Below are 25,300 nucleotides of genomic sequence, written 5' to 3' on the forward strand. Positions count from 1 at the left end.
CGACGCGTCAGGACACGGCAGCGAGGTCGACGGTCCACACCGGGTTGGCGGGGACCTGGTGCACCCGCGGCCCGGTGGCGATGTGGTTCATCGGCTGCAGGAGCGGCACGAACGGCCCCCGCTCGTTCATCGCCACCTGCCACGCGGCGTACGCGCCGGAGCGGTCGTCGCCGACCGACGCGCGGGCGGCCTCGGTGAGCTCGTCGACGAGGGCGTCCTCGCCGCGCTGCCAGCCGGCGCGCTGGCCCACGAGCTCGCCGGGCGCGAAGGCGAGGTAGTTCTCGGGGTCCGGGTAGTCGGGGCTCCAGCTCCACAGGCTGAAGGCGCTGCGCCCGGAGCGGTAGGACGCGAGCGCCGTGGACGAGGGCTGCGGGTCGAGGACGACGCGGATGCCTACCGAGGCCAGCTGGCCCCGCACCGCGTTCGCGATGGTGCTGCGCTGGATGCCGGCGATCGGCACGTCGACCGCGTAGGTGAGGCGGACCGGCTCGCCCCGGTAGCCGGAGCGCCTGAGGGCGGCGCGCGCGCCGGCGAGGTCGCGCGGTGGCGCGGTGGGCACGGCCGTCGGCGGCGGGAAGGTGCCGGTGGCGCTGGTGGACCCGGGCAGCGGCGTACCGGTGCCCGGGGAGCCGGTCGTCGGCGCGCTGGTCGCCGGCGAGGGGGTGCCGGTCGACGACGGCGTGCCGGTACGCGTCGGCGTGGGCGGGACCGTCGGGACGGCGCCGTCCTCGAGCGAGCCGACGATGCCCGAGGGCACGAGACCCGCGGCCGGGTGGGCATCGCCCGCGACGCGGGCCAGGGCCTCGACGTCGAGGCCCTTGCGGACCGCCTCGACGAAGGCGGTGTTCGCGGTCCAGCGGTTGACCCGCGGGTTGCGCGACAGCGACAGGAACGCGAGCGTCGAGGAGTCGGACGCCGTGACGGCGACCGAGCCCGGGCCGCCGGCAGAGGCGGCGCCGGACGCGGTTGCCGTTCCGGTCGGGGTCGCCGTGCCCGACGACGACGCGGCGGGGCCACCGGTGCCGGCCGACGTCGGCGTGCTGGTCGCCATCGCGCTCGCGGTCAGGGCGGCGGCCTGCGCGGGCGAGAGGTCGAGGGCGACGTCGGCGCGGCCGGCGCGGACGTCGCCGACCTGGTCCTTGGGCGCGACGTCGCGCAGCACGACCTCGCCGAACGCGGGCGAGGCACCGGTCCAGGCCGGGTTGGCCGCCAGGGTGACCCGGTTCGTCGTGGCGCCGGTCAGCACGTAGGGCCCCGAGCCCGCCGAGTGCGTCGACAGGTACCGGGCCGCGGTGTCGCCGGGGCCGACGGTGCCGCCGTTGGCCTTGACGGCCGCCGAGTTGAGGATGCCGAAGGCCGGGTTGGCGAGGACCGCCGGCAGCGCGAAGTTCGAGCGCGGCGAGCTGAGGGTGAAGGTGCGGTCGTCGACCTTGACGATGTTGACGGTGCCGAGGACGGCCGCCGCCGTGCCGCCCAGGCCCTGTGCCCGCTGGAGCGTGAAGACGACGTCGTCGGTCGTGACCGGGGTGCCGTCGGAGAAGACGAGGCCCTTGCGCAGGCGCATCGTCAGCCACTTGCCCTCGGGCGAGAGCGTGTACTCGGCGATGCCGGGCACGACCTTGGTCGGGTCGGTGGCGTCGAGGTCGGTGAGCGTCTGGTAGACCGCCTTGGACACGAGCAGGCCGCTGCGGTCGAACTGGCGGGTCGGGTCGAGCGTCGCGTGGTCGAAGACGGTGTCGACGACGAGAGGGGCGCGCGGCGTCGGTGCCGGGGCGGGCGTCGTGGCCCGCGCGACGGGCGTGCCGCCGGTCGTCGCGCCGGCGCCGCCGGGCGAGGCGTCGGTGCAGGCGGACGCGAGGAGCGTCGCCGCCCCGACGGCAGCGATCGCCACCTGACGGGCGACACGTCGACGCACGGGGGTTCCTTCGCTGCTCGAGGGGCCGACGCGTGCGGGTACCTGCGCGCAGGTGCCGGCACGGACGGGTCGGTGGACGGTGCCTGCCGGGGTCGCGCCTGCCTGACGACGCCCGGGGCCGTCCGGCGAGTCTATCCGGCCCCACCCGCCGCGACGCCTCCCGATTCCGCGCTCGGGGCGAGCACGAGGTAGGCCTGCGCGACGAGCACGACGGCGATGGCCACCCACTTGCCCGCGGGCAGCTCGACCCCGTACCGCCACCGGTCCACGAGCACGAGCCCGACCTGGAGCATGACGACCCAGCCCATCGTCACGAGCGCCAGCTCGGCGTAGCGCAGCGACGACGCGTACACCCAGAAGAGCACGAGGAACGCACCGACGCCGAGGACGAGGGCCCGCACGCTGCCGTGGCTCGCCCACTCCTTGGCGAAGACGGCCCCGGCGAGGTCGAGGCCGGCGAGGCACACCATCGCGAGCGTCGCGACGACCGACACGGGCCACGCGTCGGGGACCTTGATGAGCGGGAAGACGTCGGTGACGCTCATGGGGCACGTTCCTTGGGGAGCCGGGCCCGCCCCTCGAACGGGCCTCCCGGGTCAGAGCCCCGCGGCAGCGCTCCTGATACGGCCGACGGTCCGGCGCCGGCGCGTCAGGACTGGCCCGCGGCGAACCACGCGGCGACGTCGTCCGCGACCGGCGGCACGTCGACCGCTCCACCGCCCGAGCGCAGCGACGACGTCGCGCACACCGCGGCCGCCACGGCCTCGCGGGCCGCCACCGGCGAGGTCATCGTCGGGCCGCCGTCGCGGGCGAACCGCACGAACTCGGCCACGAGGAGCGGGTCGGCGCCGCCGTGGCCGGTGGTGTCGGCCGGCGGGATCTCGAGCACCTCGTCGGCGTCCTCGCGGTAGCTGTCGGTGCGACGCGTCCACACCTTGACGACCGCGCCGGGGCCGTCGCCGAAGTTCTCGAGCCGGCCCTTCGTGCCGATGACGGTGTAGTTGCGCCAGTAGTCCGGCGTGAAGTGGCACTGCTGGTAGCTGGCGAGGACGCCGCCGTCGAGCACGAGGTTGGCCATCGAGATGTCCTCGATGTCGACGACGGGGTGCAGTTCGCGCTGCTCGGTGGGCGGCCAGTTCTCGAGCGAGTACCAGTCGGCCATCCGGCGGTCGGAGTTGTCGCGACGGTCGGCGATGTCGCCGTAGACGGCGAGGTCGCCGACGGCCGCGACGCGACGCGTGTAGGCGCCGGCGAGCCAGTGGATGACGTCGATGTCGTGGGCGCCCTTCTGCAGGAGCAGGCCCGTGGTGTTGGAGCGGTCGGCGTGCCAGTCCTTGAAGTAGTAGTCGCCGCCGGCCGAGACGAAGTGGCGGCACCAGACCGCCTTGACCTCGCCGATCGTGCCCGCCTCGATGACGGCGCGCATGGCGCGGACCACCGGCATGTGGCGCATGTTGTGCCCGACGTAGAGCCTGGTGCGGGTGCGCGCGGCGGCGGCGAGGATGCGGTCGGCGTCCTCGACCGTCGTGGCGAGCGGCTTCTCGACGAACGTCGGCAGCCCGGCCTCGAGGGTGCGCACCGCGTGTTCGGCGTGGAGGTGGTCGGGCGTCAGGACGAGGACGGCGTCGACCTCGGCCCGCACCTCGGGGCTCAGCAGCTCGTCGACGCTCCCGACGAGGCGGACGCCCTCGACGCGCTCGGCGGCGTCGCGGCGCCCGCGCTCGGCGGCGTCGCACACGACGGTGACGCGGCTGCCCTCGCCGGGGCGGTGCGCGTACTTCGCGAGGCTCGCGCGCAGGCCGAAGCCGATGATGGCGAGGCGCAGGTCGGCCGTGCCGGTCGGGTCGGGCGTCGAGGCGCCCGGGGAGGGCGTCGGGGCCGGCGTCGTCGTGGTCATGAGGGGTCACCTTTCACGGGTCTGGTACGAGGGTCTCAGCCCTTGGAGCCGCTGAACGCGATGCCCTGGATGAACTGGCGCTGCAGGGCGATGAAGAGGACGAGGACGGGCAGCGTCGCGAGGACCGAACCGGCCATGAGCGTCGTCGTGTCGACGGTGAACTGGCCGATGAGGGAGGCGAGCCCGACCGACAGCGGCATCTTCGTCGGGTCGTTGTTGACGACGAGGGGCCACATGAGGTCGTTCCAGCTCCACAGCACGTCGAGGACGGCGAGCGCCACGAGCCCGGGGCGGGCCAGCGGCAGCATGACGCGGGTGAAGATCTGCCAGTGGTTGGCGCCGTCGAGGCGGGCGGCCTCCTCGAGCTCGCGCGGGAGGGTGAGGAAGAACTGGCGCAGCAGGAAGGTGCCGAAGGCGCTGAAGAGGCCGGGCACGACGAGCGCCTGGATCGAGTTGAGCCAGCCGAGGCCGGAGATGATCTCGTACTGCGGCAGCAGGAACAGCTGGCTCGGCACCATGAGGACCGACAGGAACAGCCCGAAGAGCAGGCCGCGACCGCGGAACTCGAAGCGCGCGAAGGCGTAGCCGGCCATCGAGCACAGCACGAGCTGGCCGAGGACGCGTCCGACGGTCTGCAGGGTGCTGTTCCAGAACATCTGCCCGAACGGGAGCGTGTCGAAGACCTTGCCGTAGTTCGACCACTGCGCGTGCTTCGGGAAGACCGTCGGCGGCACGGTCATCGTCTCGCCGAGGGTCTTCAGCGAGGTCATGACCTCCCAGAAGAACGGCCCGACCATGACGACGGCGCCGAGGATCAGCACGACGTGGACGCCGACGTGCTTGCGCCGCAAAGGCTTTCCCGACGCCTTGGGCGCGGGGACACGGGTGGCGACGTCAGACATAGTGCACCCACTTCTTCTGGAGGCGGAACTGCAACGCGGTCACGGCGACGATGATCACGAGGATGACGAGGGCGATCGCCGCGGCGTAGCCCTGCTGGTTCTCGACGAAGCCGCGCTGGTAGAACTGCGCGACGATCGTCTCGGTCTGCGGGTACGCGGGGTTGGTCGGCCCGCTCATGACGAAGATGAGGTCGAAGGTCTGCAGGGCACCGATGACGGACAGCACCGAGATGAAGAAGACGCTCGGGCTGATCGTCGGCAGCGTGATCGACCAGAACTGCCGGACGCGTCCGGCGCCGTCGAGCGCGGCCGCCTCGTACAGCTCCTTCGGCACGCCCTGGATGGCGGCGAGGAAGATGACGACCTGCGTACCGAGGCCGAGCCAGATGCCGACGGCGGCGATGGCGTAGAGCGCGGTGTCGGGGTTCGAGAGCCAGTTGGTGCCCTGGATCCCGACGACGTGCAGCATGGCGTTGATGACGCCGACGTCGCCGTTGTAGAGGGTGCGCCAGATGAGGCCGACGGCGGCCGGCATCGTGACGACGGGCAGGAAGTAGAGGACGCGGTAGACCTTGACGCCCCGCAGGCCCTCGGTCGACAGGAGCGCCGCGACGACGAGGGCGATCGGGATGCCGAGCAGGGCGACGACGGTGAACTTCAGCGTGTTGAGGAGGGTCTCCCACAGGCGCGCGTCACCGAAGAGCTGCGCGTAGTTGTCGAGCCCGACCCACTGCGAACCGCCGAACGGGCCGGTCTCGGTGAAGGAGATGAGCAGGGTGCGCACGACCGGCCACAGGTAGAAGACGAGCAGGCCGAGCAGCGTCGGGGTGATGAAGACGGCCGCCCAGAAGAGGTCGTTGCGCCGCTTCGCCGACGCCCGCCGGCGGCTCGGGGCCGGGCGGCCGGGGGCCGGGCTCGTGGCCCGGCTCCCCGGCTCGGTCCGGACGGCGGTGGCCCCGCTCGTGGCGGTGGCCGTACCGGAGGCCACGGTCACTGCTCCTTGGCGAGCGCCGCGTCCATCTGCGTGGCGAGGTCCTTCAGGCCGGTGGCGGCGTCGACCTGCCCGTTCCACACCTTGGTGAGGATGTCGGTCTGCAGCGTCGTCCAGACCTTCGTGTTCTTCGAGGCCGGGTACGGCACGGCGTTCGGCACCTCGTCGAGGTAGGCCTTGAGGTTGAACTGCGGCATCGCCTTGACCCACGCCTGCTGGGTGCCCTCGTAGGCGGGGATGACGGCGCCGGCCTCGGCCTGGATCTGCGCGGCACGCTCGCCGCCGAGGAAGGCGACGAACTTCTGCGCCGCGTCCTGGTGCTTGGTCTTGGCGTAGATGACGTTGCCGAGGCCGTGGATGACCGAGATCTGGCCCTTGGGGCCCTTCGGCACGGGGGCGACGTTGACGGTCTGCTTGAGCTCGGGCACGTCGTTGTACTCGACCGCGGCCCACGAGCCGTTCCAGTACATCGCGACCTTGCCGGCCTTGAACAGGTCGCCGGGGCTCGTGTCGGTCATCTGCTGGACGGTCGGGGAGGCGCCGTCCTTCACGAGGGAGGTCCAGAACTCGATGCCCTGCAGCGCCTCGGGCGAGCCGAACCCGCTCGTGGTGCCGGCGGCGTCGATGACCTGGCCGCCGGCCGAGGGGATGGTGTCGTAGAAGCCGGACTGGTCCTCGACGGGCGCCGCGGCGCCCCAGACGCCCTTGGACTTGTCGGTGAGGGCTCGGGCGGCGGACTGGAAGTCGGCCCAGGTCCAGTCGTCCTTGGGGTAGGGCAGCTTCTTGGCGTCGAAGAGCGCCTTGTTGTACCAGACGCCGACGGTGTCGAAGTCCTTCGGGATGCCGTAGGTCTTGCCGCCGTAGGAGTAGAGGTCGACGAGCGCCTTGGGGTACTTGGCGAGGTCGAGCTTGCCGGTGCTGATCGTCTGGTCGAGGGGCAGCAGCTGCTGGTTGGAGGCGTAGAGCTTGACGTTCGGGCCGTTCATCCAGAAGACGTCGGGGGCCCCGCCGCCGGCGGCCGCGGTCTGCAGCGTCGTGAAGTACTGCTTGAACGGCGTCACCTGCAGCTTCACGGTGACGTTCGGGTTGGCGGCGTGGAACTCGTCGGCGATCTTCTGCATCGCCGGCACCTGGTTCCTGTCCCAGATGCCGTACGAGAGGGTGACCGGCCCGTTCTCGGGGCCGGCCGAGCCGGAGCCGCCGGTGCTGCCGCAGGCGGTCAGGGCCAGCGCGGCCAGGGGGAGCAGGGCCGTGGCGGCCAGCGTGGACGTTCGGCGCGGGATGCGCATGGGCGTCTCCTCGGACGGGGTGCACTTCGTCGGGCAACCCACGTCGTTTCGCTCGATTGTGCGTGGGCGGGACTACAATCGAGCACATTCGATCACGTGTCAATCCGTGGAGCCCGGCTCGAGGGTGAGCCCGGCGCCGCCGGCCCGGCCGGCGCCACGGGTTCCTGCGGGCTGCCCCGGGGCCGGTCGGTCGCCCGCGCGAGGATGCGGGTTCGGCTGCGATGCAACGGAATCCGCGCGGTGAGTCCGTCTCGCGAGACGTCCGTCCACCATCCGGACGACTCCCGGGCGAGAATGGGCGGGTGCCGATCCTGCCGATGCCGCGCGACCCCCGCTTCGTCACGATCCGTCGCGGCGGCACCCTGACCGACGACGACCACCGGCTGCTCGCCGAGTGGGCACTCAGGTGCGCCGAGCACGTGCTCCCGCTGTTCGAGGCCGCCGGCACGGGCGACGCCCGGGTGCACGAGGCCCTCGAGATCGCCCGCCGCTGGATCCGCGGCGAGGTGCCGATGACCGTGGCGCACAACGCGGCCTTCCCGGCCAACGCGGCCGGCAAGGGGCTGCCCGACCCGGCCCGCTTCACGGCGCTGGCGGCCGGACAGGCGGTGGCCGTGGCGCACGTCGCCGCGCACGAGCTGGGTGCGGCCGCCTACGCGATCCGGGCGGCCTCGGCGGCGGTCCCGGCCCACGACGCGGAGGAGGCGCGGCTGCGCGAGCGCGACTGGCAGCGCGAGCAGCTGCCCGACGCGATCCGCGCGCTCGTGCTGGACGACCAGCGCCTGCGCAGCCCGATCTGCTGGAACACCTTCGACGACTGAGCGCCGTCGATCATTTCAGGCACCTCAGGCGCGCAGGACCTTCTCCATGGCCTTGCCCTTGGCCAGCTCGTCGACGAGCTTGTCGAGGTAGCGGATCTTCTGCATGAGCGGGTCCTCGACGTCCTGCACGCGGACGCCGCAGACGCTGCCGGTGATGAGCGACGCGTTGGGGTTGAGGTGGGCGTCGGCGAAGAAGTCCTCGAAGGTCGTGCCGGCGTCGAGGTGCTCACGCAGCCGGGCGTCGTCGAAGCCGGTGAGCCACTCGATGACCTCGTCGACCTCGTCCTGCGTGCGCCCCTTGCGCTCGGCCTTGGCGACGTAGAGGGGGTACACCGACGCGACGCTCGTGGTGAAGATCCGGCTCATCCCTCGAGGGTAGCCAGCACCCCCGTCGGGCGGGCCGCTACCGCGCGGACCAGACGAAGCCGCCGACGAGCAGCATGAGGACGAAGGCCCTGACACCGCCGAACCGGCTGCGCCCGCCGCCGCCCAACCCACGATGCGTCGGCTCGCCGAGCAGGAGGAACAGCACGATGGTCAGCGGGGCGAGGGTGCTGACGAGGAGCCAGAACCAGCCCCACCGGGTGGCCCGCGAGGGCTCCGGTCCCGCGACGAGCAGGAGGAGCGAGAGCACCCACACGAGCATCGCCCCGCCCACGACCCACGACGGCACCTCGATGCCGAGGAGCGAGCCGCCGGTCGGCTGGGCCGAGCCGTCGCGGGTGATGCGGAGCACGCCACCGCCCTGGACCTCGCGCAAGTGGGCCTCGATGCTGCCGACGACCTGGTCCGGCACCGCCGACGCATCCGCCGTGTCGACCTCCGGGCTGCTGACCTGCCGCACGGTGGTGAGCCGTTCGAACCCGCCCTCGGACCAGCGCACGTAGGCGGTGCTGTAGCCCGACGCCCCCGGGGGCAGGGTGCCGGCGACGCGGACCTCGTGCACCTGGCCGGTCTCGATCGCCGTGCGCAGCTCCGAGAGCGGGGCGTGGTGCGTGCCGAGGAGCCCGAGGGCCACGGCCACCGCCACGGCGAGGACGACGAGCGCCGCCCGGCCGAGGCCGTCGACGAGCCCGCCGTGGGAGGCACGGGTGGGCTGGGACGTCGGCGCCGACATGGACCGAACGTAGGACACCGGGTGACCGAGGGCACGCGTTTCCGGGTGCAGGTTCATGCAACGGCGGCGGTCAGCCGAAGGTGCGGACGAAGGCGCGGAGCACGTCGTGGGCGGCCTCGACGTCGGCGGCCTGGACCGACGCGATGAGGTCGTCCTTCTCCTCGGGCCGGAAGTAGCCGTGGTGGGCGTAGGCGTGGATGCGCTCGACGAGCGTGTCGAGCTCGAGCTCGGGGTGGAACTGGGTGACCCACGCCCGCTCGCCGACTCGGTAGGCCTGCACCGGGCACGGGTCGCTCGTCGCGAGCAGGACCGCACCGGTCGGCAGCTCGCTGCACGCCTCCTTGTGGCCGACGAAGGCCGTGAACACCTCGGGCAGGCCGGCGAAGAGCGGGTCGTCGCGGCCGGCGTCGGTGACCCGGACGGTCGTCGTTCCGACCGGTTCGCCGTACGTGCGGTCGACGACACCACCGAGGGCCAGGCCCGTGGCGCCGATGCCGTAGCAGAGGCCGAGGTAGGGCACCCCGTCGTCGACGAGACCGCGCAGGAACACCGTCAGCTCGGCCTCGACGCGTCGCTGCTCGGGCGACTTCTGCGCCTCCGGGTCGGTGACGGTGTACGGGCTGCCACCGAGGACGACGCCCGCGTACGCCGACGCGTCGAGCGGGGTGAAGGGGCCCTGCTCCATGCGGACGTGCACGACGCGTCGGTCGGGCAGCCCGGTGAGGCGGCCGAAGGCCTCGCGCTCCTGGGCGGCGAGCGCGTCGGCGACGCGCGACGTGAGAAGCAGGAAGGGCAGGCCGGACGTGTCGGGCGGGGTCGGCGTCGTGGTCGGGGTCGTGGTCTCGGGCGCCACGGCGTCAGGGCAGCAGGTCGTCGAGGTAGGTCGGCAGCATCGCCCACCACGTCGGCCAGTCGTGGTCGTAGGCCGGGCCCCAGTCGTCGACGCGGTTCGGGATCCCCTTGGCGCCGAGGACGTCCGCGACCGCCCACGCCTCGCCGACGTCCTCCCACCTCCCGCTGCCCGAGGCCAGCACGATCATCCGGCGGCGCAGCAGGTCGAGGGCGGGGCCCTCGAGGCCGGGCAGGAAGTGCAGCGGCGAGCTGTAGTAGAGGTCCTCGGTGAAGCGCCCGCCGATGAACTTCTCGATGGAGTACGTGCCGCTCATGCAGACCGCGGCGTCGACGAGGTGCGGGTAGCGGCACACGAGGGCGAGGGCGTTGAAGGCCCCGATCGACGCGCCCGCGACGACGACGCGCATCGGGCCGCCGCTGTCGGAGTGGATCGCCGGGATGACCTCTGAGGCGACGGCGTCGTGGAAGGCGTTGAAGAGGGCCATCCGGTACTCGGTGGAGCCCTGGCGCTCGGCCATCGCCTTGCCGGCGACGCTGTCGCACGAGTAGACCTTGGCGCGGCCGGCGTCGACGAGCGGCATGAGGTGGGCTACGAGCTTGTGGCGCTCGACCTCCTCGGCGTCACCGCCGGCCGTCGGGAAGAGCAGGACCGGCGTGCCCCACGTGCCCCAGCGGGCCACGGTGATGTCCTGCTCCAGCCGGTCGGAGTACCAGCGGTCGGTCACCTTCATCGGGTCAGCTCCTCAGCTCGGGTCGGTCACTCGGGTCGGTCACTCGGGTCGGTCACTCGTAGACGTACTTCTGCGGCCCCGGGAAGACCCACGCGAGCGCGTCGCCGAGCCGGTCGCGCCAGTTCTCCCAGTTGTGGCCGTCGCGGGCCTCGGTGTAGCGCACCTGCATGCCGGCGTGCCGGAACACCGGGACCATCGACCGGTTGGGTGTGATGAGGGGCTCGTAGACGCCGCACGACATGTGGATGCGGTCGACGACCGCGGTCGGCTTGGCGCGGTAGCGGTTGACGAACTTCACGACCGGGTCGAACGCCGGGCCGCCGCCGTGGTCGAACCCGATGTCGGTGAAGACGAGCGAGGCGGACTGCAGCACGAGCGAGCCGAAGAGCCCCGGGTAGCGCACCGCCGTCGACAGCGAGGCGATGCCGCCGAACGAGGAGCCCATGAGGCAGCGGGCCTCGGGGGCGTCGAGCAGCGGGAGGCGCTCGGTGAGCAGCGGCACGAGCTCGCGGGCGACGAACCGGGCGTGCGGCGCGTGGTTCGGGTACTCCTTGAGCCGGTCGCGCGGCGGTACGAAGGCCACGACGAGCGGGTCGACGTCGAGGCGGTGGACGAGGTTGTCGAGGACCGTCTTCATCGCCGCGTACTGGAGGTAGTCGCTGCCGTCGTGGACGACGAGCAGCGGGTAGCGCTGGGCCCGGTTGAACCGGGCCGGCAGGTAGATCTGGACAGGCTGGTCGCGACGCAGGGCCCGGCTGCGCACGACCTCCTCGACGAGCGTGCCCGGGCGAGCCTCGGGGTCGAACGCCACCCAGTCGGGAACCCGGTAGCCGACGGCCGCGCACACCGACGACGAGCCCATCGGGCTGTGCGCCAGCCGCGGGTTGAGGGGGTCGTTGAAGCGCTCGTGGTGCTCGCCCTTGCGGATCTCCACCTGGTACTCGACGCGCGAACCCTCGGGCAGCACGGTCGTGACGGCCCAGAGGTCGGACTCGCCGATCCGCTTGAGCGGCAACGGGTCCGGCAGCCCGACGACGCGGTGGCGGATCCACGCCTCGTCGACGTCGCCGCGGTAGAGGAAGGTGGCGCGCTCGCCCTCGACGATGGGGCAGCCCCAGCGCGCGATGAACCGGTCGATGGCCGGGCCGTCGAGGGGCAGCCGGTCGCGCAGGCCGTTGATGGCGAGGCGGGTCGGGGGGCTCATGCGGCCCCCTCGACGGCGACGCGGCCGGTGGCGTCGAGGTAGCGGGTGCCCTTCGGCAGCGCCGCCGAGCCGCCGCCGTCGCCCTCGGACCCCAGGCGCACGACGGCGCCGTCGTCGAGGAGCACGAGCCGGTGCTCGGGGAAGCGCCGGGCCAGGACCGTCATCCGCTCGTGGTCCTCGAGCCGCAACCGACGCCGGGCGTGCGGCAGCACGAGCACGCCCGGGACACGTCCGAGCCCGGCGTCGTGGACCTCGGCGGCCGTGACGCCGTGCGGGGTGTGGTCGTGGAAGAGCACGACGCGGTCGGTGAGGACCATGGCGCCGGCCGACCAGGCGACGACGTGCTGCCCGGGCCGGGGCGCCACGTCGAAGAGGCGCAGGGTGCGCAGCAGCGTCCGCACGTTGCCGCCGGCGACGACGAGGGCCGCGCACTCGTCGAGCACGGCGTTGATCTCGCCGCGGTGCCAGCCGATGAGCCCGCTCTCCTCGCGCGGGCTGCGTGCGAACGTCGACGCGTAGAGCTCGGCCAGCTCGGCCTCGTACCAGCGGTCGACCTCGCGGACCGCCTCGATCGCGGCGTCGACGGCGACCGGCCCCACGCCGTGCAGCGACGTGCGGTGGGCCACCGCGTGCACGGCGTCGACGGCGCTCTGCAGCCGGATGCCGTAGAAGGTGCGCAGCTCGTCCTGCCGGTCGCGGAAGGCGAGGGCCGCGGCCGCGACGCGGTCGTCCTTGGTCAGCACGTCGATCATCCGGTGGTGCAGGCGCAGGTTGACCCCGCGCTCGTCGAGCAGGCCGTTCAGCTCGCCGTCGTCGGCCTCGCGCTCCTCCCAGCCGGCGTTGGTGAAGGCGACGCGCCCGGGCACGTCGAGGGACCGGACGACCGGCTGCACCGTCGTGGTGAAGCGCTGGGGTCCGAGCAGGATGGTCTCCGGCACGAGCGCTCAGCCCGCGTGGACGCGGATGGTGCGCCCGACGTCGTCGAGCACGGCGCGGGTCGTGTCGTAGTCGGGGTGGCGCACCCGCACCCACGCGTTGGCCATGTACCCGGCCTCGACGGGCTGGGTGCCGGTGCCCTGCGGCGGGAAGTGGCCGTCGATGACCCACTCGCCGTAGCGCGCCTGGATCTCGTCGATGCCGGAGTAGCCCTGGATGGTGCCGTCGTGGTCGGGGCGCAGCGCCACGATGCCGGCCGAGTACGTGCGCCGCATGGGCTGCTCGGGCCGGCCGTGCGTGATGACGTGCGCCCACTCGCGGTAGACGTCGACCTCGTTGGCCGCCGAGTAGAGGTCCCAGGCACCGACACCGGGCGGGCGGCAGCCGATCTCGCTGAAGCGCAAGCCCTTCGGCCCGTAGAACCACTCCATGTGGGTGGCGGAGGTCTCGATGCCGAGGGCCTTGATGACGCGCCGGCCGAGCTCGCGGACCTCGGCGTAGAAGGTGTTGCCCGGCTCGTCGATGCGGTTGGTCGTGACGAACTCCGGGGAGATCCAGCGGTGCCGCATCGCCTCGAGGACGTTGGGGTAGTAGTGGGTGGCCCAGTCGTGCACGACCTCGCCGCCGACGGTGATGGTGTCGTAGAAGCCCTCGTGCCCCTCGACGAACTCCTCGATCGCGATCGACGCGGACCCCTCGGCCCCGAACGCGCCGAGCGCGGCCTCGAGCTCGCGGTCGTCGTCGACGCGCGTCGTGCCCTGCGCGCCTGCACCGGCGCGCGGCTTGAGGATGAGCGGGTAGCCGACCCGTTCGGCGAACTCCCTTGCCTCCGCGGCGGAGTCGACCGCTGCGCTGGCCGCAGTGGGCACGCCGGCCTCGCGGAGCGCGTCCTTCATCGACGGCTTGTCGCGGCACAGCCACGTCGTGCGGACGCTCGTGCCCGGGATGCCGCAGGCCTCGCGCACCTGCGCGGCGGGCATCGTGTGCGCCTCGACGACGGCCTCGAGCGCGTCGATCCAGACCCGGTCCTGGAAGAAGCGCACGGCGTCGACCATCTGCCCGACGTCGGTGACCGAGCCGACGCGGTAGTACCCGCGCAGGGCACCGAGGACGTCGTCGCCCAGGTGCCCCTCCTCCGACTCGCCGATGCCGTAGACGTTCGCCCCGACGGCGGCCAGCGCCTGCACGAAGCGACGCTGGTTGGCCGGGAACGACGGCTCCACGAAGATGATGTTCACGAGCCCGACGCTATCGGGCCGGGCGGAGGGGCGCCACGGCTCGAGGCGGGGGCCGGCGGGTCATGGGCGAAAACGGCACGCACGGCGGCGGCCCGGGACGACACTGGTGCTGTCGTACTCGGAGCGCACCTCGCCCTCAGGAGGAAGCATGTCGAGCACCGTTCCCGACGCCACGTCACCGGACCCGGACGCCGCGCCCACCGGCGATCCCATGACGCCGGCCCCCGACGACGCGCCGACGCCACCGCGCACGCGCCGCGAGGCCGCCCTCGCCGCAGGCTGGGCCGAGCCGGACCAGGGCAGCTGGCGCACGGCACTCGTCGCCGTCGGCATCCTGTCCGTCGTCCTCGGCATCCTCGTGCTGGCCTGGCCCTCGGCGACCTTGCTCGTCGTCGCCATCACCTTCGGCCTGCAGCTCATCATCGCCGGCGCGGTCCGGCTCGCCCTGAGCCGCGACCTGCCGCGCGAGCCCGGCTGGCTCCGGCCGCTGTCGATGGCCCTCGGCGTCCTCTCCGTCGTGGCCGGCGTCATCTGCCTCTTCCGGCCCGGCACGTCGCTGCTCGTCATCGCGATCTTCATCGCCGTCGGCTGGGTGGCCGAGGGCATCGCGGCCATCGCCCACGGCTTCGGGTCGGACCGCTCGACGGGCGCCAAGGTCTTCCTCGTCGTCTGCGGCGTCATCGGAGTGCTCGCCGGGCTCGCCGTCGCGATCTTCCCCGGGTCCTCGCTCGTGCTGCTGACCCGCCTCGCCGGCATCCTGCTCGTCGTCGTCGGGGTCGCCGACCTCGTCACCGTGTTCCTGTCGCGGCGGGCAGCCGGCGCGGCGGGACCCTCGACGCCCACCGCCGCGCCGCCGGCGCCACCCGCGGCGCCTGCCTGACGCGCGTCAGTCGCGGTGCCCCTGCGCCGCGTCGATGACGTGCGAGCCCTGCTGCTCCTGGATGTCGGCGGGCAGGTCCTCGAACTCCATGACGCGCCTCACCTCGACGGACACCTCGGGGAACAGGTCGGCGAAGCGGGTGCCGAGCTCGACGGCCTCCTGCCGGGAGGCCACGTCGATGACGGCGAACCCGCCGACGACCTCGCGCGCCTCGGTGAACGGTCCGTCGGTGACCGACGGGGTGCCCCCGGACCGCTTGCTGATCATGGCGCCCTCGTCGCTGCGGTGGACGCCCTCGGCGGCGAGCAGGATGCCGGACTCGGCGCACTCGGTCATGAACGCGCCCATCCTGTCGATGAACTCGGGGCTCGGGTTCCACGCCTCGGGGCGGGTCTCGTCGAGGCGGTGGATGAGCAGGTAGCGCATGGGTTCTCCTCAGGTCGGGTCGGTCAGGTCGGGTCTGGTCGGGATCGGTCGGTCCCAGCCTCCACCACGACGTCGAACGGCACGGACCGACCTCGACACCCGGTGTCGACCGAGCCGGCCGTTCGATGGCCGAAGGACCGTGCAGACGCCGCGACGCCGCCCACCCGAGGTGGACGGCGTCGTGACGGTGCTGCGGTGACGCGTCAGGCGGTCGCCGGGGAGGCGCCGGCCTCGAGGGCCTTGGGGTCCTCGCCGTACTGGTTGGCGCCGCGGTTGCCCTCGGTCGCGAAGAAGACGATGAGGACGATCGCGCCGACGAACGGGACGAGACCGATGAGCAGCCACCAGCCCGTGCGGTTCGTGTCGTGCAGGCGGCGGATGCCGACGGCGATGCTGGGCAGCAGGACCGCGAGGAAGTAGAGCACGTAGAGCACGTAGAAGATCGACGAGTGCGTGACGTTGTACAGGACGTTGAGGACGCCGCCGATGATGACGTTGACGAGCGTGAACATCCAGTACTCCGTGCGGCGTGCCCGGCCGGAGAACCCGACGTAGTTCTTGAGCACCTTGGTGTACCAGTCCATGTGAGGCTCCCTGTGTTTCAGTGGACGCGGATTCGCGCGAGCGGACTGTAGCGGTCCCGGACCCCTGCGTGGGGCGATGCGCGCCGCACCGACCGGACACGAATCCATCACGAACTCGGGCCCGGTCGGCGGGTGCGGTCAGGACGGTCAGTCGTGCGACGGGCCGCGTGCCGGCTCGACGGACGCCACCGTGCCGTCCGAGGCGTCGAGCAGGACCTTCGGCGCCCGGGCCGACTCGAACCGGAAGAGGTGCTCGAGCGAGCCCGCGCGCGCGTCGGCGGAGTGGTCGCCGACCGGGCCGGTGCCCCAGTTGTCCTCGATGAACCTCAGGATCGAGGCCTGGTCGGTCTGCGTGTGGTCGACGAAGTTCGTCCGCGCGTAGGGCGAGACGACGAGCAGCGGCTGGCGCGGGCCGGGGCCGCAGCGGTCCTGGTAGCCGCCCTCGACGGGCACGCCCGACGCGGCGGCCGCGGTGCAGAGTGCCGCGTCGTCGGGGCTGTTCGAGGCGTTGGTGAGCGTGGCGGCGCGGTGGTCGTACCAGCCGTCGGAGTCGTCGTAGGCCAGGACGATCGCGGTGTCCTTCCAGCTCGGCGACTGCTGGATCGCGTTGATCTCCTTGACGACGAACCGCTGCTCGTCGACCGGGTCGGAGTAGTCGGCGTGGCCGTCCTGGTAGTTCGCGGCCTTGAGGAAGGAGACGGCCGGCATCCGGTCGGTGCCGACGACCCGGTCAAAGTCGGTGAGGTCGTACTGGTGGTTGGCCGAGCCCGCGTGGCCGATCTCGGCGGTCGAGGCCGGCGCGAGGTGGTGCGGGTTGGCCGTCGAGGCGTAGTACTGGAACGGCTCGTGGTGCGGGTTGTAGTCGGTCGAGCTGATGCCGGCGACGTTGGTGTGCGTGGCCAGGCAGGCCGCCGGGGCGCCGGTGGCGGGGTCGGCCGCCGTCGTCGGTCGGAAGCCGCCCTGGAACCAGCCCCACGAGACGCCCTTGGCGTTGAGCAGGTCGCCGACGTTCTTGTTCGAGTCCTGCATGCCGGCCAGCGTGTTGGTGCTCGTGTGGCTGCTGTTGGAGCAGTCGTCGTAGACCGGGTCGGGGTCGTTCGTCATGGTGCCGACACCGTTGGCGTCGGGGACGCGGACCGTGTAGTCGCTCGCGGTGGGCACGACCGGCGTCGGGTGGGCCGGGTCGCTCGCGGCCGTGTACTCGCGCACGCCGTGGGTCTGGCCGGACACGAGGTTGATGGCGCCGGGCGAGCTGGGGCCGAACGTCGTGCTGTAGGAGTTGTCGCTCATCGCGTAGTGCTGCGCGTAGTTCCACATCGCGGTGACGGTGTTGCCGTCGTAGTAGTCCATCGTCAGCCCGGGCGTGGCGTAGCGGCCCGGCTTGCACGTGTCCTTGCTGACGTACTCGACGAACCTGTCCATCGCGCCGGCGTCGAAGGCCTTCTGCTCGTTGGTGTACGTGTGGTCCTGGTCGCAGGTCACGGCCTGGCCCGGGCTGAGGCGCGTCGGCTGGGCGGCGTTCGGGTTTCCAGGCGCGAGCAGGCCGTCGTGGGCCAGCGTCGCGATGCGCCGCGGGGTGTTCGGGGCCGCGTGGAAGGCGGGCGCCGGGGTCGTGGTGCCCTGCAGCGTCTCGCCGGACCGGTTGGCGGCGTGCGGGTAGGTGGCGAAGTAGTGGTCGAACGAGATGTTCTCGCCGAAGATGACGACGACGTGCTTGATCGGCGTCGACGTGCTGGAGCCGTGCGAGGCCGGGGCGGGCACGGACGCCGTGGCGGCGCCGGCGGCCGAGACGCTGCCGAGGGCGAGGGCGGACACCGCGAGGGCGCTCACCGCGCCGCCGGCCAGGGCCAGGCGGGAGGGTCGGGACATGGTGGATCTCCTTGGACGACAGGGGTGGTGCCGAAGGCGACCCGGTCGGCGAGCCCGGCCGCGTCAGGCACGCTAGCCACGCGTCGGGCCCTGGACGCCCCTCCGGGAGCCGACGTCCGCGGAGTTTGCGAAGTGTTTCCCGGGTGCGCGTCCGCCCTTTGCCGTACTCCCAGCCGGGGCCCAAGGGACGCCGAGGGAGCGTCCAGCCTCGGCTAGAGCCAGCCGCGCTCCTGGGCGACGCGGGCGGCCTCGGCGCGCGTCGACGTGCCGGTCTTGCCGATGGCCGAGGAGAGGTGGTTGCGCACGGTGCCCGGCGACAGGTGGACGAGGCCGGCGATGGCGGCGACGGTGCCCCCGCGCAGGGCCACGGTGAGCACCTCGCGCTCGCGCTCGGTCAGCGGGTTCGCGCCGTCGACGAGCGACTCGGTGGCCAGCGACGGGTCGACGACGCGCAGCCCGGCGTGGACGCGTCGGACCGCCTCGGCGAGCTGGCGCGCCGGGGTGTCCTTGACGACGAAGCCGGAGGCCCCCGCCTCGAGGGCGCGGCGCAGGTAGCCGGGACGGCCGAACGTCGTGACGACGAGCGTCCGGACGCCGGGGAGCGAGTCGCGCACGGCCGCCGCGGCCGCGATGCCGTCCTGCCCGGGCATCTCGATGTCGAGGAGGCAGACCTGCGCGCCCGACGTGCGCGCGGCGTCGACGACCTCGTCGCCGCGGCCGACCTCGGCGACGACCTCGAGGTCGCTCTCGAGCGCGAGCAGCGCGGCGAGCGCCCCGCGCACGAGGGCCTGGTCGTCGGCGAGCAGCACCTTGATCTGGTCGCTCACAGCGTCACCTCCAGCACGGTCCCGTGTCCTTCCGGTCCGGTGGCGAGCGAGAGCCGGCCGCCGGCGGCCTCGACCCTCTCACGGATGCCGCGGATGCCGTTGCCCTCGGGGCGGTCCTCGAGGCCGCGGCCGTCGTCGCGGACGGTGAGCCGGTTCGAGTCGAGCTCGACCCAGCAGGCGTCGGCGTCGCTGTGCCGCACGACGTTCGTCATGGCCTCGCGCAGCACCCAGGCGAGCACGGTGCGGTGCCGCGGGTCGACGGTGGCGTGGTCGGTGGGCACGTGGCCCTCGATGCCGGCACCGGCGAGCGCGGTTCTCGCGGAGTCGAGCTCGGCGTCGAGGCGCGCGGCCCGTAGCCCGCCGACGGTCGCGCGGATCTCGGCGAGCGCCTGCCGGCTCAGCGCCTGGATCTCGGCGAGCTCCGCGCGGGCCCGCTCGGGGTCGAGGTCGACGAGGCGCTCGGCGAGCTCGGCCTTGACGGTGACGACGGTGAGCGAGTGGCCGAGCACGTCGTGCACGTCGCGGGCGACCCGCTCGCGCTCCTCCACGAGGGCCAGCTCGCGTGACATGGACTCGTACTCACGGCCCCGGTCGCTCATCAGCCGGACCCCGGCCGTCATGGCGGCCACGGCGAAGACGATGGTCGCCACCACCCACTGGCCCTCCTCGCCGTCGCTGAACACGGCGACGAGCACCGCGGCGGCCACGGTGAGCACGGCCACCGCGAGCGCCACGAGCCGCGGCAGCGCGAACATCGCGAACGACACGACGAAGGGCAGGTAGCTGACGGCGTCGGCACCGATGACGAACGCCATGACGGCCATGCAGGCCACGAGCCCGCCGACGTAGAGGGCACCGAGCCGGTAGGACGGCTCGCACCTCCTCTCGAGGGCCGCGAGGTGGACGGCCCCCCGGGCGTACACGGCGCCGAAGGCAGCCGTGACGACGAGGCCGAGGGCGACCTGCCAGGCGGGCAGGTGACCGGTGAGGATCGAGATGACGGGGAAGACGAGGAAGACGAGCCAGACCGACTGGACGATCCAGCCCCACTTCTCCCACGGGTTCGACTCGGCCACCCGGCCCGACGCGAGGTCGGGCCGGGTGGCCGGGACGCGGCGCCTGGACGCCCGGCGTGGCGTCACTGGCGCTCCCGCCCGCGGCGGACGAACCAGGTGGCCAGGCCGCCGAAGACGAGCGCCCACACGACGACGTTGGCGATCGGCAGCCACAGCGGGTCCTGCGTGCCGTCGGGCAGGTAGCCCTCGGTGAGCGGGTAGCGGGCCAGCGCCGCGTAGCCGTAGAGCGGCGTGAACTTGGCGAAGGTGAGCAGCGCCCCGGACAGCGGGATGAAGAGGTTGCCGAGGAAGGCGAAGATGACGAGCGTGCCCGCCGCGGCACCGACCGACGCCTCGGACCGGAACGCGGTGCCGATGACGAGCCCGTACAGGGCGAAGACGGCCGAGCCGGCGAGCGTCAGCAGGGCGCTGACCGCCCACGCGGACGCCGACCCCCTGGCCCCGGTCGCGGCGCCGAGCAGGTAGGTGATGAGGACCGGCACGGCGGCCACGGTCATCGCGATGACGGCCTTCATGGCGATGTAGGAGGAGTCGGCGAGCGGCGTCAGGCCGAGCTGGCGGCCCCAGCCCTGGACCCGCTCGACGGCGGCGTTGCCGCCGATGCTCGTCGTGGCCGTGACGGCGCCGTAGGCCGCCATCGAGATCATGACGTACATGGCGACGTTGCCGTTGCCGATGTCCTGGCCCTTGGCGTCGACCGTCGCGCCGAAGATGAGGTAGAAGAACGCGGGCAGGCCGGCAGTGAAGAACATCGCGGACCAGTCGCGCGTGATGCGGCGCATCTCGAGCAGCGTGAAGGTGGCGTTCATCGGACGAGCTCCTGCGGACGGTCGTTCGGGGTCGGGGTGGCGGCGCCGTCGGCACCAGTGTCGCCGGTCAGGGCCATGAAGGCCTCCTCGAGGCCGGCGCTGCGGATCTCGAGCTCGGTGCCGCCCAGCTCGACGAGCAGCAGGCGGGCCACGGCGTCGGAGTCGACGGCCGACACGACGACGCGCGAGCCGCGCTCCTGCACGGAGCGGACGCCGTCGAGCGCGCGGAGCCGCTCGACCGACGCCGCCAGCGTCGACGCCGGCAGGGCTGCCGACACGGTGCGCCCGGTGGCCTGGGCCCGGATCTCGGCGGTCGTGCCGTCGGCGACGATGCGGCCCTGCGCGATGAGGACGATGCGGTCGGCGAAGGCGTCGGCCTCCTCGAGGTAGTGCGTCGCGAAGACGACGGTGCGGCCGGCGTCGGCGTCGGCGTGCATCGTGTCCCAGAAGTCGCGGCGGGCCGTGACGTCCATGCCGGCGGTGGGCTCGTCGAGGATGAGCAGCCGCGGGTCGGGCAGCAGGGCCAGGGCGAATCGCAGGCGCTGCTGCTCGCCGCCGGAGCACTTGGAGACCCTCCGGTCGGCGAGCCCGGCCAGGCCGGCCCGGGCGATGACGTCGTCGACGGGGGCGTGCGCCCGATAGGTCGAGGCGATCATCCGGACCGTCTCGCGCACCGTGAGGTCGCGCAGCAGCCCGCCGGTCTGCAGCACCGCCGACACCTGGCCCTCGACGACGGCGGCGCGGGGGCGGCGGCCGAAGACCTCGACGGTGCCGCTCGTCGCCTCGGTGAGGCCGAGCACCATGTCGAGGGTCGTCGTCTTGCCGGCGCCGTTCGGGCCGAGGAAGGCGACGACCTCGCCCTGCTCGACGCGCAGGTCGATGCCGTCGACGGCGCGGACCTCGGTGTCGGCCGAGCCGCGGAGGGGGTGGAAGGTGCGCACGAGGTCGCGCAGGAGGATCGCGGGGGCGGCGCTGCCGGCCCCCGACGCCCTGGTCCCGCTCGTCGCGGAGGTGGTGTCCCTGGTCATGGCACCCAGCCTGACGCGCCGGGGTGGCCGCCGTCAGCGGCGAAGGTCATGACCTCGCCATGACACCTGTCATCTCGCGGTCGGATCCGACTCGGATCGCGTTCAGGTCCGCATGACCTGCGAGCGCGCAGGCGTCAGGTCGACGAGGTGCAGGTGCAGGGTGCCGCCGGTCGGGGCGGGGTAGGTGCGCCCGAGGCGGGGGCGTGGCCGACGTTGCCCGCCGGGTGGGGGATCAAGGATTGGCTCTGGTGGTCTTCCGGGTGGGCCGATGAGCCAGCCCTGGCGGGTCTCGAACACGAGCCCGTCCGCTCGGGTGGGGTCGCCGGCGATGGTGAACTCGCCGCGGTGGTGGCTGTCGTGGTGGAAGGTGCACAGGCACAGCAGGTTCGCGAGATCGGTCAGGCCACCGTCGCGCCAGTGCACCCGGTGGTGCACCTCCAGGTAGTCGGCAGCGCTGACCGGGCAGCCGGGGAACCGGCAGCCGCGATCGCGGTCGAGCACGAGGACCCGGGTGCGGTGCGGGACGACGCGATGGGTGCGGCCGACGTTGACCGCATGCCCCTCGGTCTCCCAGACCGGGGTCAGGGTGCCGTCGCAGGTGAGCCCGTCGACGAGGTGGCGGGGCAGGCGGGATCCGGCGGTGAGCCACCCGCCGTTGGTGTCGAGGTGGACCTGGACCCGGTACCGGGCCCGCCGTGCCGACCCGTTGCCGCCGGAGCCTCCGACCGCGGTGCTGTCAGTGCCGGCGGCATCGAGCGAGCGGGTCGCGAGCAGGACGAGGGCATCGGCCCAGGTGACGCGTCTCGGGCCGGGTGTCGTGGCCGGGTCGGCGTAGGGGTCGTGCTGGTGCTGCGCGTCGTCGCCCTCACCGGTGTGGGTGGTGTCGGTGACGCTGTGGAACAGGGCGTCCTTGGCCTCGGCGAGCGCGGCCCTCACGAGCTCCCCGACCTCCGCCGGGGCGTCGTACCGCAGCCGGAACCGCCCGTCATCATCGACCCCCATCGACAGCGACGCCGGCTCGACGACCTCCGGCTTCGCGTCCCGGTCGCGCTCGGCGGGCAGCAGCTCACCCTCCTCGTCGAAGGTCCGCGGTTCGAGGGTGAAGTCGTAGCGGGCGACCGACCGCTGCAGCTGCGGCACCGTGGCGTGCTGGGCGAACTCGGCCACCGTCGCATCGAACGCCGCCGGGGCGTGCCGGGCCACGACCGCGGCCTGATCCAGGCTGATCCGCCCCGCCCGCAGCGCCGCCGCCGTCGACGGCAGCTCACCGGCCCGCCGCGCCATCAGCACCACCGCCGCCGCATGCCCCCGCGACAGCCCGGCCCGGACCACCAGCCAGTGCTCCGGCGACCGGATCCCGGCCGCCATCCAGGACCCCTCCACCAGTGCTACCGCCACGGCGTCGACGAGCCGGGCGTGGGCGTCGTGCAGGTCGGCGGCCAAGGACGCCACGAGGTCCCAGTCCTGCTCGATCACTGCTTGCGACATACCCTTATCGTACAGGTGTTCGAATGCTGACGGCAGGCTTGTCCACAGCCAATTCCGTTGGACCGCAGTCCGTTTCGTGGATCCATACCCTCCCCGCCGATTCCTGCTCCCCGTGGCCTCCGAACATCGGACGCCTCCATGCGCAACACTGGCGGCATGGCCCGGTTCGAGGTGACCATCGTGTCGTCGCTGCCCGCCGCCGAGGCGTGGCGCCGCATCCTCGACCTGCGCGCGCACAGCGAGGTCATCCCCCTGACGACGGTCCGCGGGGACGCGCTGGACGCCGCGAGCCTGGCGCCGGGCGCCCGGTTCGTCGCCCGCACCGGCGTCGGACCGCTCGCCGTCGACGACGCCATGGTCGTCGAGGCGTACACGCCGCCCACCGGGCACGACCCCGGCGTCGCGCACCTGCGCAAGGAGGGCCGCGCGGTCACCGGGAACCTCACGCTGCGGGTCGCCCCCACGGCGGACGGCTGCGTCGTCACGTGGAAGCAGCGCATCGGCGTCCGCGGCGTGCCCTCCGTCGCCGACGCGGTCGTGGCGCGGGTCGCGCGGAGCGCCTACCGACGCACCCTGCTCGAGCTGCTGCGCCGCAGCTGACCCGCTCCTAGGGTGGGGCCATGCGCGTGGACGACGTCGTGCGGGTCGGGCTCGGCACGTTCGTGCGCCCGCCGGAGGAGACCGGCACCGGCAGCCCGCGCGTCGAGGCCGTGTACGGCTACCTGGCGCGCACGCCGGCGGGCCTGCTGCTGCTCGACACCGGGCTCGGCGAGGCCGACGAGGAGACCGACGCCTGGTACCGGCCCCGACGCGTGCACGTGGCCGACGCGCTGGCGTCCGTCGGCGTCGCGCTCGACGACGTCGCGATCGTCGTCAACTGCCACCTGCACTTCGACCACATCGGCGGCAACCCCGCCTTCGCCGGTCGACCGATCCTCTGCCAGCGCCGCGAGCTCGAGACGGCCCGGGCCGGCGACTACACCGTCGACGCGCTCGTCGACTTCGAGGGCGCCCGCTACGAGCTGCTCGACGGCGAGGCCGAGGTGGCCCCGGGCGTCCACGTGCTGCCGACGCCCGGGCACGTCGACGGTCACCAGTCGGTGCTGCTCCGGTGCGACGACGGCACCGTCGTGCTCGCCGGGCAGTCGCACGACACGGCCTCGGACTGGTCGGCCGACGCCCTCGCCGCGCAGGAGGCAGCGCTCGGCCACGAGCCGCCGCTGCCCGAGCCGAGCCCGTGGATGGCCCGCATCCTCGAGCTCGACCCGCGTCGCGTCGTGTTCGCGCACGACGCCGCCGTCTGGGAGCCCTGAGACTCCCAGACCCGCGGATCCGGCTCAGCGCCAGCCGAGCCCGGGTGCGACGTGCGTCAGGAGGCTCTCGATGACGTGCGCGTTGTAGTCGACGCCGAGCTGGTTGGGAACGGTGAGCAGCAACGTGTCGGCCGCGGCGATCGCCTCGTCCTCGGCGAGGTCGCGCACCAGCTGGTCCGGCTCCCCCGCGTACGTCTTGCCGAAGCGTGCCGTGCCTCCGTCGATGATCCCGACCTGGTCGCTGCTCGCGGACTCGCGCCCGAAGTAGGCGCGGTCGAGGTCGCTGACGATGGGAAAGACGCTGCGGCTCACCGAGACCCGTGGCTCGCGCTCGTGCCCGGCAGCCTTCCACGCGTCGCGGAACCGCTGGATCTGCTCGGCCTGCAGCTGGTGGAACGGCACGCCGGTGTCCTCGGTGAGGAGCGTCGAGCTCATGAGATTCATGCCCTGCTGCGCCGTCCACTCGGCCGTGGCGCGCGACCCGGCGCCCCACCAGATGCGCTCGCGCAGGCCCTCGGAGTGGGGCTCGATGCGGAGCAGGCCGGGCGGGTTGGGGAACATCGGGCGTGGGCTCGGCTCGGCGAAACCCTTGCCGGACAGCACGTCGAGGAACACCTCGGTGTGCTGGCGGGCCATGGCCGCGTGGTCGCCACCCTCGGGCTCGTAGCCGAAGTAGCGGAAGCCGTCGACGACCTGCTCGGGCGACCCGCGGCTGATGCCGAGCTGGAGCCTGCCGCCGGAGATGAGGTCGGCGGCGCCGGCGTCCTCGGCCATGTAGAGCGGGTTCTCGTAGCGCATGTCGATGACGCCGGTGCCGATCTCGATGCGGCTCGTGCGCGCCCCGACGGCCGCGAGGAGCGGGAACGGCGAGGCCAGCTGCCGCGCGAAGTGGTGCACGCGGAAGTAGGCACCGTCGGCGCCGAGCTCCTCGGCGGCGACGGCGAGGTCGATGGACTGGAGCAGCGTGTCGGACGCCGTGCGCGTCTGCGAGTGCGGCGACGGGTTCCAGTGTCCGAAGGAGAGGAAGCCGATGTTCTTCACGTCCCCTCCAACGCACGAGCGGGCCAAAGCCTTCCGCACGCCCTGCGGCAAACCATCCGCCGCCCC

26 protein-coding genes are annotated in these 25,300 nt (G+C 72.9%); 4 read left to right on the top strand and 22 right to left on the bottom strand.

The genetic code is table 11. The annotated features are described in order from the left end of the window. Positions 1–7 precede the first annotated feature (7 nt). The 6 genes from BIV28_RS05810 to BIV28_RS05835 all read right to left on the bottom strand — a co-directional run bounded on the left by BIV28_RS05810 (position 8) and on the right by BIV28_RS05835 (position 6,994). The gene (locus BIV28_RS05810) at positions 8–1,915 is read right to left on the bottom strand and encodes an ABC transporter substrate-binding protein (RefSeq protein ID WP_207555801.1); all 1,908 of its coding nucleotides are present in this window, start codon (positions 1,913–1,915) and stop codon (positions 8–10) included. A 131-nt stretch (positions 1,916–2,046) separates the two neighbouring features. Next, entirely contained in the window at positions 2,047–2,460 is a 414-nt protein-coding gene (locus BIV28_RS19915) for a hypothetical protein (RefSeq protein ID WP_076260117.1), read from the bottom strand. 104 nt (positions 2,461–2,564) lie between these two features. Further along, the gene (locus BIV28_RS05820; RefSeq protein ID WP_083707076.1) at positions 2,565–3,812 is read right to left on the bottom strand and encodes a Gfo/Idh/MocA family protein; all 1,248 of its coding nucleotides are present in this window, start codon (positions 3,810–3,812) and stop codon (positions 2,565–2,567) included. Positions 3,813–3,847: 35 nt separating this feature from the next. Then, positions 3,848–4,714, bottom strand: coding sequence for a carbohydrate ABC transporter permease (locus BIV28_RS05825; RefSeq protein WP_076260118.1), 867 nt, complete (start codon positions 4,712–4,714; stop codon positions 3,848–3,850). After that, positions 4,707–5,702: a carbohydrate ABC transporter permease gene (locus BIV28_RS05830; RefSeq protein WP_083707081.1), complete on the bottom strand. Its 996-nt coding sequence runs from the start codon at positions 5,700–5,702 to the stop codon at positions 4,707–4,709. The genes BIV28_RS05825 and BIV28_RS05830 overlap by 8 nt, the downstream gene beginning before the upstream one ends. 2 nt (positions 5,703–5,704) lie before the next feature. After that, entirely contained in the window at positions 5,705–6,994 is a 1,290-nt protein-coding gene (locus tag BIV28_RS05835; RefSeq protein WP_076260120.1) for an ABC transporter substrate-binding protein, read from the bottom strand. A gap of 302 nt (positions 6,995–7,296) precedes the next feature. On the opposite strand from BIV28_RS05835, the gene BIV28_RS05840 reads away from it, so the two are divergent. After that, positions 7,297–7,815 carry a putative immunity protein gene (locus tag BIV28_RS05840; RefSeq protein WP_207555802.1) on the top strand — a complete coding sequence of 173 codons (519 nt, stop codon included), beginning with the start codon at positions 7,297–7,299 and terminating at the stop codon, positions 7,813–7,815. A 24-nt stretch (positions 7,816–7,839) separates the two neighbouring features. Here the strand turns inward: BIV28_RS05840 and BIV28_RS05845 are convergent, their stop codons facing one another. From BIV28_RS05845 to BIV28_RS05875, 7 genes are all read right to left on the bottom strand, one after another. Next, positions 7,840–8,181 (bottom strand): DUF2200 domain-containing protein, encoded by a 342-nt coding sequence (locus tag BIV28_RS05845; RefSeq protein ID WP_076260121.1) that lies wholly within the window; start codon positions 8,179–8,181, stop codon positions 7,840–7,842. A 37-nt stretch (positions 8,182–8,218) separates the two neighbouring features. Then, positions 8,219–8,932 (bottom strand): hypothetical protein, encoded by a 714-nt coding sequence (locus tag BIV28_RS05850; protein WP_076260123.1) that lies wholly within the window; start codon positions 8,930–8,932, stop codon positions 8,219–8,221. A gap of 70 nt (positions 8,933–9,002) precedes the next feature. Beyond that, on the bottom strand, positions 9,003–9,785 hold the full coding sequence (locus BIV28_RS05855; protein ID WP_242652786.1) for a glutamine amidotransferase: 783 nt from the start codon (positions 9,783–9,785) through the stop codon (positions 9,003–9,005). 4 nt (positions 9,786–9,789) lie between these two features. Continuing rightward, positions 9,790–10,515, bottom strand: a complete 726-nt coding sequence (locus BIV28_RS05860; RefSeq protein WP_076260124.1) for an esterase family protein — start codon at positions 10,513–10,515, stop codon at positions 9,790–9,792. A 52-nt stretch (positions 10,516–10,567) separates the two neighbouring features. Further along, complete coding sequence (locus tag BIV28_RS05865; protein WP_076260126.1) at positions 10,568–11,719, bottom strand: alpha/beta hydrolase; 1,152 nt, start codon at positions 11,717–11,719, stop codon at positions 10,568–10,570. Further along, positions 11,716–12,657 carry a Type 1 glutamine amidotransferase-like domain-containing protein gene (locus tag BIV28_RS05870; RefSeq protein ID WP_076260127.1) on the bottom strand — a complete coding sequence of 314 codons (942 nt, stop codon included), beginning with the start codon at positions 12,655–12,657 and terminating at the stop codon, positions 11,716–11,718. Before BIV28_RS05870 ends, BIV28_RS05865 begins: the two co-directional genes overlap by 4 nt. Positions 12,658–12,663: 6 nt before the next feature. Continuing rightward, positions 12,664–13,893 (bottom strand): ATP-grasp domain-containing protein, encoded by a 1,230-nt coding sequence (locus tag BIV28_RS05875; protein ID WP_076260129.1) that lies wholly within the window; start codon positions 13,891–13,893, stop codon positions 12,664–12,666. A 148-nt stretch (positions 13,894–14,041) separates the two neighbouring features. Here BIV28_RS05875 and BIV28_RS05880 point away from each other — a divergent pair, with 148 nt between their 5' ends. Next, positions 14,042–14,773 (top strand): HdeD family acid-resistance protein, encoded by a 732-nt coding sequence (locus BIV28_RS05880; RefSeq protein ID WP_076260131.1) that lies wholly within the window; start codon positions 14,042–14,044, stop codon positions 14,771–14,773. Between the two features lie 6 nt (positions 14,774–14,779). Here the strand turns inward: BIV28_RS05880 and BIV28_RS05885 are convergent, their stop codons facing one another. The 8 genes from BIV28_RS05885 to BIV28_RS05920 form a co-directional block, all read right to left on the bottom strand. Next, positions 14,780–15,199 (bottom strand): YciI family protein, encoded by a 420-nt coding sequence (locus BIV28_RS05885; RefSeq protein ID WP_076260132.1) that lies wholly within the window; start codon positions 15,197–15,199, stop codon positions 14,780–14,782. Positions 15,200–15,402: 203 nt separating this feature from the next. Next, a complete protein-coding gene (locus tag BIV28_RS05890; protein WP_076260133.1) occupies positions 15,403–15,783 on the bottom strand; it encodes a DUF805 domain-containing protein in 381 nt (126 codons plus the stop codon). Between the two features lie 147 nt (positions 15,784–15,930). Continuing rightward, positions 15,931–17,652, bottom strand: a complete 1,722-nt coding sequence (locus BIV28_RS05895; protein ID WP_076260135.1) for a phospholipase C — start codon at positions 17,650–17,652, stop codon at positions 15,931–15,933. 212 nt (positions 17,653–17,864) lie between these two features. Further along, positions 17,865–18,479: a response regulator transcription factor gene (locus tag BIV28_RS05900; protein WP_076260137.1), complete on the bottom strand. Its 615-nt coding sequence runs from the start codon at positions 18,477–18,479 to the stop codon at positions 17,865–17,867. After that, on the bottom strand, positions 18,476–19,621 hold the full coding sequence (locus tag BIV28_RS05905; protein ID WP_242652787.1) for a sensor histidine kinase: 1,146 nt from the start codon (positions 19,619–19,621) through the stop codon (positions 18,476–18,478). Before BIV28_RS05905 ends, BIV28_RS05900 begins: the two co-directional genes overlap by 4 nt. Further along, on the bottom strand, positions 19,618–20,364 hold the full coding sequence (locus BIV28_RS05910; protein ID WP_076260139.1) for an ABC transporter permease: 747 nt from the start codon (positions 20,362–20,364) through the stop codon (positions 19,618–19,620). Before BIV28_RS05910 ends, BIV28_RS05905 begins: the two co-directional genes overlap by 4 nt. Then, entirely contained in the window at positions 20,361–21,392 is a 1,032-nt protein-coding gene (locus tag BIV28_RS05915; RefSeq protein WP_076260140.1) for an ABC transporter ATP-binding protein, read from the bottom strand. Before BIV28_RS05915 ends, BIV28_RS05910 begins: the two co-directional genes overlap by 4 nt. Positions 21,393–21,494: 102 nt before the next feature. After that, entirely contained in the window at positions 21,495–22,880 is a 1,386-nt protein-coding gene (locus BIV28_RS05920; protein ID WP_076260142.1) for an HNH endonuclease signature motif containing protein, read from the bottom strand. Between the two features lie 138 nt (positions 22,881–23,018). Between BIV28_RS05920 and BIV28_RS05925 the strand changes: the two genes are divergently transcribed. After that, on the top strand, positions 23,019–23,480 hold the full coding sequence (locus BIV28_RS05925) for an SRPBCC family protein (protein WP_242652788.1): 462 nt from the start codon (positions 23,019–23,021) through the stop codon (positions 23,478–23,480). A 20-nt stretch (positions 23,481–23,500) separates the two neighbouring features. Next, entirely contained in the window at positions 23,501–24,193 is a 693-nt protein-coding gene (locus BIV28_RS05930) for an MBL fold metallo-hydrolase (RefSeq protein WP_076260143.1), read from the top strand. Positions 24,194–24,217: 24 nt separating this feature from the next. On the opposite strand, the gene BIV28_RS05935 is transcribed toward BIV28_RS05930, so the two are convergent. Next, a complete protein-coding gene (locus BIV28_RS05935; protein ID WP_076260145.1) occupies positions 24,218–25,234 on the bottom strand; it encodes an LLM class flavin-dependent oxidoreductase in 1,017 nt (338 codons plus the stop codon). Between the last annotated feature and the right edge of the window lie 66 nt (positions 25,235–25,300).

This window comes from Intrasporangium flavum (genome assembly GCF_001956915.1).
Classification (GTDB): domain Bacteria; phylum Actinomycetota; class Actinomycetes; order Actinomycetales; family Dermatophilaceae; genus Monashia; species Monashia flava.